This window comes from Pseudomonas sp. GQ91, assembly GCF_059758795.1.
On the sequence record NZ_JCAXED010000006.1, the window covers coordinates 80,716 to 95,037 of the forward strand.

General features: G+C 60.6%; 13 protein-coding genes. 10 read left to right on the plus strand and 3 right to left on the minus strand.

Features of this window, described 5'->3' with window-relative positions:
- Window positions 1-151 precede the first annotated feature (151 nt).
- Both AC6CIA_RS10735 and preA read left to right on the plus strand, forming a co-directional pair.
- Window positions 152-1,519, plus strand: a complete 1,368-nt coding sequence (locus AC6CIA_RS10735) for an NAD(P)-dependent oxidoreductase (RefSeq protein WP_498311833.1) — start codon at window positions 152-154, stop codon at window positions 1,517-1,519.
- Window positions 1,520-2,794, plus strand: coding sequence for an NAD-dependent dihydropyrimidine dehydrogenase subunit PreA (gene preA, locus AC6CIA_RS10740; protein WP_498311834.1), 1,275 nt, complete (start codon window positions 1,520-1,522; stop codon window positions 2,792-2,794).
- Between the two features lie 256 nt (window positions 2,795-3,050).
- On the opposite strand, the gene AC6CIA_RS10745 is transcribed toward preA, so the two are convergent.
- On the minus strand, window positions 3,051-3,671 hold the full coding sequence (locus tag AC6CIA_RS10745) for a TetR/AcrR family transcriptional regulator (RefSeq protein WP_339528383.1): 621 nt from the start codon (window positions 3,669-3,671) through the stop codon (window positions 3,051-3,053).
- A gap of 116 nt (window positions 3,672-3,787) precedes the next feature.
- Between AC6CIA_RS10745 and copC the strand changes: the two genes are divergently transcribed.
- The 8 genes from copC to AC6CIA_RS10785 all read left to right on the plus strand — a co-directional run bounded on the left by copC (window position 3,788) and on the right by AC6CIA_RS10785 (window position 11,313).
- A complete protein-coding gene (copC, locus tag AC6CIA_RS10750) occupies window positions 3,788-4,153 on the plus strand; it encodes a copper homeostasis periplasmic binding protein CopC (RefSeq protein WP_498311835.1) in 366 nt (121 codons plus the stop codon).
- Between the two features lie 3 nt (window positions 4,154-4,156).
- Window positions 4,157-5,014, plus strand: a complete 858-nt coding sequence (copD, locus tag AC6CIA_RS10755) for a copper homeostasis membrane protein CopD (protein ID WP_498311836.1) — start codon at window positions 4,157-4,159, stop codon at window positions 5,012-5,014.
- Between the two features lie 161 nt (window positions 5,015-5,175).
- Entirely contained in the window at window positions 5,176-6,459 is a 1,284-nt protein-coding gene (locus AC6CIA_RS10760; protein ID WP_498311837.1) for an OprD family porin, read from the plus strand.
- Between the two features lie 221 nt (window positions 6,460-6,680).
- Window positions 6,681-7,502, plus strand: a complete 822-nt coding sequence (locus AC6CIA_RS10765; protein ID WP_498311838.1) for an NAD-dependent epimerase/dehydratase family protein — start codon at window positions 6,681-6,683, stop codon at window positions 7,500-7,502.
- A gap of 30 nt (window positions 7,503-7,532) precedes the next feature.
- Window positions 7,533-8,408 carry an SMP-30/gluconolactonase/LRE family protein gene (locus AC6CIA_RS10770; protein WP_498311840.1) on the plus strand — a complete coding sequence of 292 codons (876 nt, stop codon included), beginning with the start codon at window positions 7,533-7,535 and terminating at the stop codon, window positions 8,406-8,408.
- 49 nt (window positions 8,409-8,457) lie between these two features.
- The gene (locus tag AC6CIA_RS10775; protein WP_498311841.1) at window positions 8,458-9,429 is read left to right on the plus strand and encodes a TRAP transporter substrate-binding protein; all 972 of its coding nucleotides are present in this window, start codon (window positions 8,458-8,460) and stop codon (window positions 9,427-9,429) included.
- Between the two features lie 74 nt (window positions 9,430-9,503).
- Entirely contained in the window at window positions 9,504-10,031 is a 528-nt protein-coding gene (locus AC6CIA_RS10780) for a TRAP transporter small permease (RefSeq protein ID WP_498311843.1), read from the plus strand.
- Window position 10,032: 1 nt separating this feature from the next.
- The gene (locus tag AC6CIA_RS10785; protein ID WP_498311845.1) at window positions 10,033-11,313 is read left to right on the plus strand and encodes a TRAP transporter large permease; all 1,281 of its coding nucleotides are present in this window, start codon (window positions 10,033-10,035) and stop codon (window positions 11,311-11,313) included.
- A 165-nt stretch (window positions 11,314-11,478) separates the two neighbouring features.
- Here AC6CIA_RS10785 and AC6CIA_RS10790 read toward each other — a convergent pair whose 3' ends face one another.
- Window positions 11,479-12,624 (minus strand): HlyD family secretion protein, encoded by a 1,146-nt coding sequence (locus tag AC6CIA_RS10790; protein WP_498311847.1) that lies wholly within the window; start codon window positions 12,622-12,624, stop codon window positions 11,479-11,481.
- On the minus strand, window positions 12,621-14,282 hold the full coding sequence (locus AC6CIA_RS10795) for an MFS transporter (protein WP_498311848.1): 1,662 nt from the start codon (window positions 14,280-14,282) through the stop codon (window positions 12,621-12,623). The genes AC6CIA_RS10790 and AC6CIA_RS10795 overlap by 4 nt, the downstream gene beginning before the upstream one ends.
- Window positions 14,283-14,322 lie beyond the last annotated feature (40 nt).

A 14,322-nucleotide genomic window follows, 5' to 3' on the forward strand; every position in this document is an offset into this window, starting at 1 on the left:
GCGAGCAAGCCCACCCCACATTCGAGCGCATTCATGCGGTTGAACTGGGTTTGAATGTGGGAGCGGGCTTGCTCGCAAAGCGGCCAGTCCAAGCAACAAAAAAACCAATGCCCAGCAGAGGCAGCACCTCAATAACCGTGAGGCTATTACCGTGATCCAGACCCTGACCCACCTTCCTCATCCCGCTGAGGATGCGGCGACACTCGCCAGTCATTTCACCGACCTGGCGCCGCCGCTCAACGCCCGGCAAGCGCAACTGGAAGCCTCGCGCTGCCTGTATTGCTACGACGCGCCTTGCGTGAATGCCTGTCCCAGCGAGATTGATATCCCCTCGTTCATCCGCAATATCCACACCGAAAACGTCCAGGGCGCGGCGCAGAAAATTCTTTCGGCGAATATCCTCGGCGGCAGTTGCGCCCGGGTCTGCCCGACCGAGATTCTCTGCCAGCACGCCTGCGTGCGAAACAATGCGCAAGAATGCGCCCCGGTGCTGATCGGCCTGTTGCAACGCTATGCGCTAGACAATGCCCATTTCACCGAGCATCCCTTCCAGCGTGCCGCGCCCACCGGCAAACGCATTGCCGTGGTCGGGGCCGGGCCTGCCGGCCTGTCCTGCGCCCATCGCAGCGCCCTGCATGGGCACGATGTGGTGATTTTCGAGGCACGGGAAAAAGCCGGTGGCCTGAATGAATACGGGATTGCCAAATACAAGCTGGTGGATGACTTCGCGCAGCACGAGCTGGATTTCCTGCTGCAAGTCGGCGGGATCGAAATTCGCCATGGACAGCGCCTGGGTGACAACCTGACCTTGAGCGACCTGCACCAGCAATTCGATGCGGTGTTTCTCGGTCTTGGCCTCGCCGCCAGCAAACAATTGGGGCTGCCTCAAGAAGACGCTCCCGGACTGCTCGCCGCCACCGATTATATCCGTGAACTGCGCCAGGCCGACGACCTCAGCCAATTGCCGCTGGCCGATCGTTGCATCGTGCTTGGCGCCGGTAACACGGCTATCGACATGGCCGTGCAAATGGCTCGCCTGGGAGGCCGTGACGTCAACCTGGTGTATCGCCGTGGCCTTGCCGAGATGGGCGCCACCGGCCATGAGCAAGACATCGCCAAAGCCAATCAAGTGCGTCTGCTGACCTGGGCTCAACCCGAGGCGGTGCTGCTGGATGACCAGGGCCGTGTGCGCGGGATGCGCTTTGCCCGCACGCGCATGGAAAACGCCCGCCTACGCACCACCGGCGAAACCTTTGAGCTGGTCGCCGATGCAATCTTCAAGGCTATCGGCCAAGGCTTCGACAGCCATGCGCTGCGCGATCCGCTGGCCCATCAGTTACAGCGCCAGGGCGAACGTATCTTTGTCGACGAGCAACTGCGCACCAGCATTCCCGGCGTGTATGCCGGCGGGGATTGCGTCAGCCTGGGCCAGGACCTCACCGTGCAAGCGGTCCAGCACGGCAAACTGGCCGCCGAGGCCATGCACGCCCAACTCATGCTCACTGTGGAGGCTGCGTAAATGGCCGATCTGTCGATTGTCTTCGCCGGCATCAAAGCTCCCAATCCTTTCTGGCTGGCCTCGGCGCCGCCCACCGACAAGGCCTACAACGTGGTCCGCGCGTTTGAAGCCGGCTGGGGCGGCGTCGTCTGGAAAACCCTGGGGGAAGACCCGGCGGCGGTCAACGTCTCGTCACGTTATTCGGCGCACTATGGCGCCAACCGGGAAGTGCTGGGCATCAACAACATCGAACTGATTACCGACCGTTCGCTGGAGATCAACCTGCGGGAAATCACCCAGGTCAAAAAGGACTGGCCGGACCGCGCCCTGATCGTGTCGCTGATGGTGCCTTGTGTCGAGGAGTCGTGGAAAAACATCCTGCCCCTGGTCGAGGCCACTGGCTGCGACGGCATCGAGCTGAACTTCGGCTGCCCCCACGGCATGCCCGAACGCGGGATGGGCGCGGCAGTAGGCCAGGTGCCCGAGTACGTGGAACAGGTGACACGCTGGTGCAAGACCTATTGCTCGCTGCCGGTGATCGTCAAGCTTACGCCCAACATCACCGACATCCGCGTTGCAGCGCGTGCCGCCTACCGCGGCGGCGCCGATGCGGTGTCGCTGATCAACACCATCAACTCGATCACCAGCGTCGACCTGGAACGCATGGTCGCGCTACCGATGGTGGGCACCCAGAGTACCCACGGCGGCTATTGCGGTTCGGCAGTCAAACCGATCGCCCTGAACATGGTCGCGGAAATCGCCCGTGATCCCCAGACTCAAAGGCTGCCGATCTGCGGCATTGGCGGGATCGGCAACTGGCGTGACGCCGCGGAATTCGTCGCCCTGGGTTGCGGCGCGGTGCAGGTGTGCACGGCGGCGATGTTGCATGGATTCCGGATTGTCGAGGAAATGAAAGATGGCCTGTCGCGCTGGATGGACAGTCACGGCTACAGCAGCTTGCAGGAATTTTCCGGACGCGCGGTGGGCAACACCACGGATTGGAAGTACCTGGACATCAACTACCAGGTCATCGCCAAGATTGATCAAGCGGCGTGCATCGGCTGTGGACGTTGCCACATTGCCTGTGAAGACACTTCGCACCAGGCGATTGCCAGCCTGAAACTGGCGGACGGAACCCATAGATATGAAGTGATTGATGATGAATGCGTGGGCTGCAACCTGTGCCAGATCACCTGCCCGGTGGCGGATTGTATTGAGATGGTGCCGATAGAGACGGGTAAGCCGTTTCTGAATTGGACGCAGGATCCACGTAATCCGTACCGGGAGGCCGGGTGAGCAAGCGTGCATTGTTCCCGTAGCAGCTTTTGAAGAAAACAGTCGGGTGGGGTTGGGGTACATATCCGTTGCTGCGGTAACGGCTTCTTATGGTTTCGCTCTTACAGCGACTCACTTTTGAACAGCGCAAAAGTGACTCGCCGTAAGGGCGAAACCCTAGGAGGCCATGACCGCAGCAACGGATATGTACCCCGCCCCCAACCCCAACCCAATGCAACCGACCTCCCAAGACCTTGAAAGACCTTGAGCTTACCCCTCAAGGCTCCAACCCAATCCCGCGCAATATCACACTCGTCACCGTCTGCACCGCCCGCTCGAACTGCAGATCCGAGAGTGCCTGGTGGTCATTCAAAATCATCACCTGATGATCGAAGTCGGCATAGTGCTGGGTCGATGCCCAGATCATGTACAACAGACTCGACGGCTCCACCGCCAGGATGCGCTTGTCTTCCACCCACTGGCGTATTTTCGCTTCCTTCATCTTGGCCCAGTCATACAGGCTGGCGTCCAGCGCCTCACCCAGGGTCGGGGCGCCGTGGATAATTTCGTTGGCCCAGACTTTCGAGCCGTACGGCCGGCTGCGCGAATGCTGCATCTTTGCGCGGATGTAGCTGCTGAGCACAACCCGTGGGTCGTCGAACATCTCAAAGCACAACGCGTCCTGCTTCCAGACTTCAAGCAGGTCGAACAGCACAGCGCTGTACAACTCGCTCTTAGTGCTGAAGTAGTAATGCAGGTTGGAACGCGGCAATTGCACTTCTTCGGCAATGTCAGCCATGGCGGTGCCGCCATAGCCCTTCTCGGCGAAGACTTTTTCAGCCGCCAGCAGAATCTTCTCGACGTTGACCCGACGAATACCGATCTTGTGATTGCCCATGAGGGCTCCCTGAAAACATCATCTGCCGAAGACTACCATCCGCTCTAGATCGGGGCGACAGCCTGAGTCAAAACTTCGTACACTGCGCCCTCGTTCCTCCTTGCTGGGTATTGCACATGTTGATCAAGAAAACCCTGACCACCATTTCCTTGTTGGTCTCCTTGATGGGCGCCTCGGCAGCCTTCGCCCACGCTCACCTGGAAAGCAGCGTGCCCGCTGCCGACAGCACCGTCTCGGCCCCCAGCGCTTTGCGCCTGACGTTCAGCGAAGGCGTCGAGGCCACTTTCACCAAGGTTTCCCTGAGCAAGGACGGCACCGAACTGGCGGTCAAGGGACTGGAGACCCCGGACACCGACAAGAAAACCCTGGTAGTGACACCCGCCGCACCGCTGGCGGCCGGTACCTACAAGGTTGAATGGCACGCGGTCTCGGTCGACACCCACAAAAGCGCAGGCAGCTACAGTTTCAAGGTCGGCCAATAAACCATGGCAACCCTGCTGGTGCTGTGCCGTTTCCTGCACTTCACGGTGGTATTGCTGATATTTGGGGTCTGTGTGTTCAGACCCTGGCTGCTGGGTAAATCCCCGCAACCCGCACTCGACCGGCCATTGGCGCGCATCACCCGGCTGCTGGCGTGGCTGGCGCTGATATCAGGGATCGCCTGGCTGCTGCTGATCAGCGCCAGCATGGCGGGCACCGAACTGGCAGCGCTGGAACCGGCAACGGTGCAACAGGTGCTGTCCAAGACCTTTTTCGGCCAAGTCTGGAGCCTGCACCTGGCGCTGAGCATACTGCTGGTGCTGACGCTGTTTACCTCCTGGACGAGCGCGCGCCTGTTGCTCAGTGCGGCGTTGCTCGCCACCTTGGCCCCGGTCGGCCATGGCGCCATGCTCAACGGCATCAATGGGCAGTTGCTGATCCTCAACCAAGTCGTGCATCTGCTGTGCGTCGGCGCCTGGCTCGGCGGTTTGCTGGTGCTGGGATTAATCCTCCGACAAGCGACACGCCATCCGCTGGAGGCGCTGCTGCGGCGCTTCAGCGGTATCGGCTACGTGCTGGTGGCGGGATTGCTGGGCACCGGGCTGATCAACATTCGCGTGCTCACCGGACAATTCTGGCCAACGCCCCTGCTCAGCGGATTTGCCTTGGTCTTATTGATCAAGGTGCTGCTGGTCGCCGGCATGCTGGGACTGGCTTTATTGAACAGATTGCAGAGCCGAAACTGCCAGCAGCGACTGGGTCCGCTGCAAGTCAGCGTGGGCCTCGAATGGCTGCTGGGTGTATCGGCGGTGGCGGCCGTTTCATTGCTGGGCACCTTGCCGCCGATGCTGAGCGCAGTCTGACACAGGCTAACCGGCCCCAGGTTTTCAAACCCACCTTGCGTCAGGCAGTCATCGCACAACTTCCTGTTGACATTCCCCGGAAACCCCGCAAATATCCTTCGCGAAGTTGTACGACGACGTATGACAAAAATAAAAACAACAAATGCAAAGGGAGTGTCACTGTGAGTCAACTCGCCCGCAATTCCTGGATCCGTACCGCTCGTCATCGCCACACCCTCAGCCTGATCGGCTGCGGCAGCCTGGCCCTCGCCATGCCCATGGCGCTACACGCCGAAGGTTTTGTCGATGACAGCAAGGTCACGCTCAATCTGCGTAACGCCTACTTCAATCGCAACTTCACCAATCCCGCCAACGCCCAGGGCCGCGCAGAAGAGTGGACCCAGAGCTTTATTCTCGATGCCAAATCCGGATTCACCCAAGGCACCGTCGGCTTCGGCCTCGATGTGCTGGGCTTGTATTCGCAGAAGCTCGACGGCGGCCGAGGCACGGCGGGCACGCAGTTGCTGCCGATCCACGACGATGGCCGCCCCGCGGATAATTTCGGGCGCATGGGCGTGGCCTTGAAGACCCGGCTGTCGAAGACCGAGCTGAAGGTTGGCGAATGGATGCCGGTGTTGCCGATTCTGCGCTCCGACGATGGCCGTTCCCTGCCGCAAACCTTCCAGGGTGGGCAAATCACCTCCAACGAGTTCAGCGGGCTGACCCTGTATGGCGGGCAGTTTCGCGGCAACAGTCCGCGCAACGATGCGAGCATGGAAGACATGTTCATGAATGGCCGGGCCGCGGTCGCCTCGGACCGTTTCAATTTCGGGGGCGGTGAATACACCTTCAACGACAAGCGCACGCAGGTCGGACTGTGGTACGCCGAACTGAGCGATATCTATCAGCAACAGTATGTGAACCTGAATCACAGCCAGCCCTTGGGGGATTGGACCCTGGGCGCCAATCTCGGTTTTTTCAACGGCAAGGAAGATGGCAGCGCTCTGGCGGGCGATCTGGATAACAAGACCGTGTTCGCCCTGCTGTCGGCCAAGTACGGCGGCCATACCTTTTATGTCGGCTTGCAGAAACTCAGCGGTGACAGCGCCTGGATGCGGGTCAATGGCACCAGCGGCGGGACCCTGGCCAACGACAGCTACAACGCCAGCTACGACAACGCCAAGGAAAAGTCCTGGCAGGTGCGGCATGACTTCAACTTCGTGGCGCTCGGAGTCCCCGGCCTGACCCTGATGAACCGCTACATCAGCGGCGATAACGTGCACACCGGGACCATCACCGATGGCAAAGAGTGGGGACGTGAATCGGAGCTTGCCTACACCGTACAGAGCGGCGCGTTGAAGAATCTCAACGTGAAATGGCGCAACGCGACAATTCGTCGGGATTTCTCCACCAACGAGTTTGATGAAAACCGGATTTTCATCAGCTACCCGCTCTCGCTGTTGTAACCCTGTGGGGCGGTCGAACCCCGGCGCGGCCGCGATGGCGGCCCATTGAATAATGATCCGGCGCCATCGCAGTTGCGCCGGGGTTCGACAGTTCCTGAGGAAAATCAGACACACATACCCTCGGTCAATTTCCACTAACGTCGCGTTGACAAGCAGTGGAAACCACAACAATACTTCAGAAAAGTCGTACGACAACCTACAACAATAAGCCAGGGATTTTCATGACGACCACCTCAACCGCCCCCATTGCCTTCAATCGCCTGCTGCTGACCGGTGCCGCCGGTGGTCTGGGCAAGGTTCTGCGCGAGCGCCTGCGCCCCTACGCCCATATCCTGCGCCTCTCCGACATCGCCGAGATGGCCCCCGCCGCCGACCACGAAGAGGTGCAACCTTGCGACCTGGGCGACAAGCAAGCCGTGCATCAGTTGGTCGAAGGCGTCGATGCCATCCTGCACTTCGGTGGCGTGTCGGTTGAGCGACCCTTCGAAGAAATACTCGGCCCCAACATCTGCGGCGTCTTCCACATTTACGAAGCCGCTCGCCGTCACGGGGTCAAACGTGTGGTGTTCGCCAGCTCCAACCATGTCATTGGCTTCCATCCCCAGGACCAGACCCTGGACGCCCGCTCTCTGCGACGTCCCGATGGCTATTACGGCCTGTCCAAATCCTACGGCGAAGACATGGCCAGCTTTTACTTCGACCGCTATGGCATCGAGACCGTCAGTATTCGCATCGGCTCCTCGTTCCCCGAGCCGCACAACCGCCGGATGATGCACACCTGGCTGAGCTTCGATGACCTCACCCAACTGCTGGAGCGTGCGCTGTACACCCCGAACGTTGGCCACACCGTGGTTTACGGCATGTCCGATAACTTGAATGTGTGGTGGGACAACCGCTACGCCGCCCATCTGGGTTTCGTGGCGCGTGACAGTTCCGAAGTGTTTCGCAAACAGGTCGAAGCACAACCGATGCCGGCTGCTGACGATCCGGCACGACTGTATCAGGGCGGTGCCTTCTGCGCCGCCGGCCCGTTCGGTGATTGAGCGTCTAGACCCCAAGGGAATTGAGTTGCCATGCTAGCTGAATTAATTGTTGACGCGCGCAACGCGGTGGGTGAAAGCCCGGTCTGGGTACCTGAAGAAAACGCCCTGTACTGGGTGGACATCCCTAACGGGGTGTTACAGCGCTGGAACGCCACGAGCAACCAGGTCAAAAGCTGGAAAGGCCCGCAGATGCTCGCGTGTATCGCTCGAGATGATCAGGGTGGCTGGGTGGCGGGCATGGAGACGGGGTTTTTCCAACTGTCGCCTCGCGACGACGCCCGTCTCGACGCCACCTCCTTGGCCGGCGTCGAACACACCCGCACCGACATGCGCCTGAACGATGGACGCTGTGATCGCCAGGGTCGTTTCTGGGCAGGCAGCATGGTGCTGAACATGGGCGCCAATGCAGCTGAAGGCGTGCTTTATCGCTACGCCAGCGGTCAGGCGCCGCACGCTGTACTCAAGGGTTTTATCACGCCCAACGGCCTGGGCTTCAGCCCCGACGGGCGCACGATGTACCTATCGGACTCGCACCCGAACGTCCAGCGGATCTGGGCCTTTGACTACGATACCGACACCGGTGCGCCGTCCAACCGCCGCGAGTTCGTCGACATGAATCAGCACCTCGGGCGTCCCGACGGCGCTGCGATCGACGCCGAGGGCTGCTACTGGATCTGCGCCAATGACGCCGGCCTGATTCACCGTTTCACCCCCGATGGCCGGCTCGACCGTTCCCTGGCCGTGCCGGTGAAAAAACCCACCATGTGTGCCTTCGGCGGCAGCCAACTGGACACGCTTTTCGTCACCTCGATCCGCGACGACCACAGTGAACACTCCCCCGCTGGCGGCGTGTTCGCGCTGAACCCCGGCGTAAAGGGCTTGCCGGAGCCTACCTTCACCCTCTGACTGCACCGCTGAGCCTTGAATACAACAATAAAAACTGGAGACACACCCCATGAACTTCAAACGCACCTTGCTGGCCGCTGCACTCCCTCTGACTTTTGTGTTCGCCAATGTCGCCCACGCCCTGGAAATAAAATTCGCCGACATCCACCCCGACGGTTACCCCACCGTGGTTGCCGAAAAAAACATGGGCGCGGCCCTGACCAAGGAGAGCAACGGCGAACTGACCTTCAAGTATTTCCCGGGTGGCGTCCTCGGCTCGGAGAAAGAGGTGGTCGAACAGGCGCAGGTTGGCGCGATCCAGATGACTCGGGTCAGCCTCGGTATCGTCGGGCCAGTCGTGTCGGACGTAAACGTGTTCAACATGCCGTTCGTGTTCCGTGACCAGGCACATATGCGCAAAATCATCGACGGCGAAATCGGCGACGAAATCCTCGACAAAATCTCCAACTCCGAGTTCGGCCTGGTGGCCCTGGCATGGATGGACGGCGGCACGCGCAACCTCTACACCAAGAAACCAGTGCGCAAGATCGAAGACCTCAAAGGCATGAAGATTCGTGTGCAAGGCAACCCGATATTCATCGATACCATCAATGAAATGGGGGGCAACGGCATTGCCATGGACACCGGCGAGATCTTCAGTGCGCTGCAGACGGGTGTGATCGACGGCGCCGAAAACAACCCGCCGACGCTGCTGGAACACAATCATTACCAGAACGCCAAGTACTACACCCTGACCGAACACCTGATCCTGCCCGAGCCCATCGTGATGTCGAAAATCACCTGGGAAAAACTCACCCCCGAGCAGCAGACAATGGTGAAGAAAGCCGCCAAGGCCGCCCAGGCCGAAGAGCGCGTGTTATGGGATAAAAAATCCGCCAGCAGCGAAGAAAAACTCAAGGCCGCGGGCGTCGAGTTCATCGCCGTCGACAAAAAACCCTTCTATGACGCCACGGCTGGGGTACGTGCCAAGTACGGCGCGCAGTTCGCCGACATGATCAAACGCATCGACGCCGTTCAATAACTCCCCGCCCCTCGCAAAAGGCCCGGCGCGGCAGGCTGCTGATGCAGCCATCGCGCCCGGTTACGGTGAACGCCATGAAGAATTTACTGCTGCGCATCAACGACCGCATTTACATGACGTGTATCTGGGTCGCAGGCCTCTCGGTCCTCGGGGTCGCGTTGATTATTCCCTGGGGCATCTTCGCCCGCTACATCCTCGGTACTGGCTCCAGTTGGCCAGAACCTGTGGCTATTTTGCTGATGCTGGTCTTCACCTTCATCGGCGCCGCCGCCAGCTACCGTGCGGGCGCGCACATGTCCGTGGTCATGGTCACAGACCGTCTCCCCCCTGCTACACGCCGCATTGTCAGCATTGCCACGCAACTGTTGATGGCGACCATTTGCCTGTTCATGACCATTTGGGGCAGCAAGCTGTGCCTGTCGACCTGGAATCAGTTCATGAGTGCGATCCCCACCCTGCGCGTCGGCGTGACCTACATGCCGATTCCGCTCGGTGGGCTGCTGACCCTGGTGTTTGTCCTGGAAAAACTCCTGCTCGGCGACCAGAGCAACCGGCGGGTCGTGCGTTTTGACCTGGTAGAAGAAAGCGAAGGGGCTGTCTGAAATGGATGCATTGATTCTGCTGGGCAGCTTTATCGCCTTGATCCTCATCGGCATGCCGGTGGCTTACGCGCTGGGCCTCTCGGCCTTGATCGGGGCGTGGTGGATCGACATTCCATTCCAGGCCCTGATGATTCAGGTGGCCGGCGGGGTGAACAAGTTTTCGCTGATGGCGATCCCGTTTTTCGTGCTGGCCGGCGCAATCATGGCCGAGGGCGGCATGTCCCGCCGACTGGTGGCGTTTGCCGGGGTGCTGGTGGGTTTCGTACGCGGCGGCCTGTCCTTGGTCAACATCATGGCCTCGACCTTTTTTGGTGCGATTTCCGGCTCGTCAGTGGCCGACACCGCGTCGGTCGGCTCGGTGCTGATCCCCGAAATGGAACGTCGCGGCTACCCACGGGAGTTTGCCACCGCGGTGACGGTGAGCGGCTCGGTACAGGCGCTGCTGACCCCACCCAGCCATAACTCGGTGCTCTACTCCCTGGCCGCGGGCGGCACCGTATCGATTGCTTCGCTGTTCATGGCCGGCGTGGTCCCGGGCCTGTTGATGAGCGCCTGCCTGATGGTGCTGTGCCTGATCTTCGCGAAAAAGCGCAATTACCCCAAGGGTGAAGTGATCCCGCTGAAACAGGCGCTGAAAATCTGCGCTGATGCGCTGTGGGGCCTGATGGCCATGGTGATTATCCTCGGCGGCATCCTGTCGGGCATCTTCACCGCCACCGAATCAGCGGCGATTGCCGTGCTGTGGGCGTTTTTCGTGACGATGTTCATCTACCGCGACTACAAGTGGAACGAACTGCCGAAATTGATGCACCGCACGGTACGCACCATTTCCATCGTGATGATCCTGATCGCCTTCGCCGCCAGCTTTGGCTACATCATGACCCTGATGCAGATTCCGGCGAAAATCACCACGATGTTCCTGACCCTGTCGGACAATCGTTACGTGATCCTGATGTGCATCAACGTGATGCTGCTGATGCTGGGCACGGTGATGGACATGGCGCCGCTGATCCTGATCCTCACGCCAATCCTGATGCCAGTGATTCTCGACATCGGCGTGGACCCGGTACAGTTCGGCATGATCATGCTGGTCAACCTGGGCATCGGCCTGATTACCCCGCCGGTCGGCGCGGTGCTGTTCGTCGGCTCCGCGGTGGGCAAGGTCAGTATCGAAAGCACAGTCAAATCCCTGCTGCCGTTCTATGGTGTGTTGTTCCTGATCCTGTTGGCCGTCACCTACATACCGGCCTTGTCGCTGTGGCTGCCGGCGCTGGTGTTGTAACGCCGCTGAGCGCAACCCTGCCTCCGCGCGCGCGGCTTTTTTTGTAGGCGCGAGCGTGCTCGCGGAAAACCTGAAGACGCCTCTGGGTATCAGGTTTTCCGCGTCATCGTTAACGTTCTTCGCGAACGAGCTCGCGCCTACAATGTTCGCAAAAAACCGGCCGGCTCAGGGCGGCGTTCCCTTCAACCGCCCCGCCGTATCGATACTCACCACCACCGACAACCCCGGTCGCAACCGCTCACTCTGCGCCTGTCCCGGATCCACCAGGATCCGCACCGGCACCCGCTGGGCAATCTTGACGAAATTCCCCGTGGCATTGTCCGCCTGCAACAAGCTGAACTCAGACCCGGTGGCCGGCGAGATACGCTGCACCGTGCCATGAAACGTGCGGTGGTTCAGCGCATCGACCGTAAAAGTCACCGGCTGCCCGACCTGCACATTGTTCATCTGGGTTTCTTTCATATTGGCGATCACCCACAACTGATTCGGCACCAGCGCCATCAACTGCGCCCCGGAGTTGACGTAGGCCCCCAGACGCACGCCGATCTGCCCCAACTGGCCGTCTCGCGGCGCCAATATGCGCGTGTTGGACAGGTCGATACGCGCCAGTTCCACCGCCGCATCGGCGCTGGCAACCGCGGCTTCCAATGAGCCGCGATTGACAATCACCGTCTGCAAGTCCTGCCGGGCAATTTCCAGGCTGGCCTGGGCCTGGGACACGGCGGCGAGGGTCTGGGCGTGAGCGGCACGGGTCACGTCCAGTTCGCGCCGGGACACCGAACCATCGCTGATCAAGGCTTCGTTACGGCGCAGGTCAGCGCTGCTCTTGCGGGCCTGGGCCTGGCTGTCGGCCAAGGTCGCCTGACGCAATTTGATGCTCGCCTCGGCACTCTTGCGCTGCTGCACCACATTCGCCAGGGACGCCTGTTGCACCGCCAGTTGCGCCAGGGCCTGATCCAGGCGCTGCTTGTAGATCCGATCATCGAGGCGCACCAGCAAATCACCGGCCTTGACGTACTGGAAGTCCTGGACCGGGACCTCGTACACGTAACCGCTGAGCTGTGGCCCGATGATTGTCACCTGCCCCCGCACCAGGGCGTTTTCCGTGGTTTCAACGGCGCTGCTGAACGGCGGCAGTTGCCAGGCGTACAACACGATCAACACGCCCAGAATGGCAATCGCGGCAAAGCCCAATGACGAGATAATCCGCACCCGCAAGGAGCGTGGTTCAGTGGCGGTAGCGCCCGCTGGTGAGGTGCCTTCGGGCGTTGCGGCAATCGCGTTGGTGGTCGTGGTCGTCGGTTCGGTCATGAAGGAAGTGCGCCGCTAGGTTGAACAGGAGGCGCTGCACGGGCGGCAGCTTTCTTGGTAGTACTCATCAGCCACAGGCTACGAGTGAAGATCCAGAGCATGGTCAATATCGCGATCACCGCGATCAGCATGAACACATCGTTATAGGCCATGACATTGGCTTCTCGGGTCGCCGCCGTGGCCAGGCTGCGGATGCCCATCAGGTGGCGCAGTTCCGGGTCGGCGATCACCGGACCGTAAGCCGCGCCGCCGCTCTGCACACGGGCCGCGACACGCGGGTCGAGCAGGGTCAGGTGTTCGACAATCATGCTGGAATGAAACTTCTCGCGCACCACCTGGAAGGTGCCGAGCAACGCCGCGCCGATCAGCCCGCCAAGGTTCTGGCAGATGCCGAACAACACCGAGAAACTCACCAGGTTGCGCGGGTTACTCAGTACATTACGCATGCCCAGCACCATGGTCGGCCCAAGGAAAAACGTGCCCCCGAAGCCTAGCAGGAACTGACTGACGTACATGTTCTGCGGGCGTGTCAGGTTGCTGGAGAAACTGTCCATCACCGAGCCGGTGGCCATCAACGCCAGGGAAATCACCAGAGGCATCAGCAGATGCGCCGGGTTGATCGTCAGTGCGCTGGTCACCAACCCGCTGATCGCCCCCAACAGCATCACCAGGTACAAGGTACGCATCTGCTCGCTGCTCATGTTCAGCGCCTGCAAAAAACCCACCGCGCCGGTGGATTGCTCGGAGAGCACCATACGGATGAGGATCACCGCCAGCGCCAGGCGAATCATCACCCCGCCGCCCAGCCAACGGGTCATCAGCAACGGATTGGCGCGATTATGTTCGATCGCCAGCCCGGCCATGATCAGCACCAGCGACGCCGCCGAGGCGATGCCGATCCACGGCGCTTCGAGCCACCAGTCAATCCGCCCCAGGGACAGCACCGCGCAAAGCAGCGCCACGCCCGAAGCGAGCAAGGCGAAGGTCAGGAAGTCGAGCTTCTCGAAGGTCTTGAAACGGTCGCCCGGCGGTAACTTGAGCAAAAACACGCAGCCCAGGCAGATCAGCGCCATGCCCAGTTCAAACAGGTAAAGGCCGCGCCATTCAGCGATTTGCAGCAAATCTTCGGAAAACAATCGTGCCATCGGTAAGGCCAACTGCGCAGTGCCCAGGCCAAGCACCAGCGCCTTGAGCCGCCACTTCGCCGGAAATGCCTGCACCATGTAGTACAAACCCAGGGAACTGAGCGCCGCCCCCACCATGCCGTGGGCTGCTCGCACGGCAATCGCGGAGCTGAGGTCGTTGACGAACAAATGGCCAAACGTGACCAGGGCGTAGAGCACCAGGAACACTTCGGTAAACGCGCGCAAGCCGAATTGCTGGCGAAACTTCACCAGCAACAGGTTCATCGAGACATTGGTCATGACGTAGGCGGCAGGCAACCAGGCCATTTGCGCAGTGGTCGCGCCCAAGGCGCCTTGCAGATAAGGCAGATTGGCGATCACCAGCGCGTTGCCCAGGCCGCCGGTGATGGCGACCAGCACACCGACCAACGCGTAGGCCCAGCGTTTATGGGTGGGGTGCAACGGCGTCGACGGCGAGCCCGGCAAGCTCGGACGCTCATGGGGCTGCCAGGTGCGTGGGGTGTATTTATCCATTGCGTGACCTTGCTGACCGACGCACAAGGCCGGTAAAACC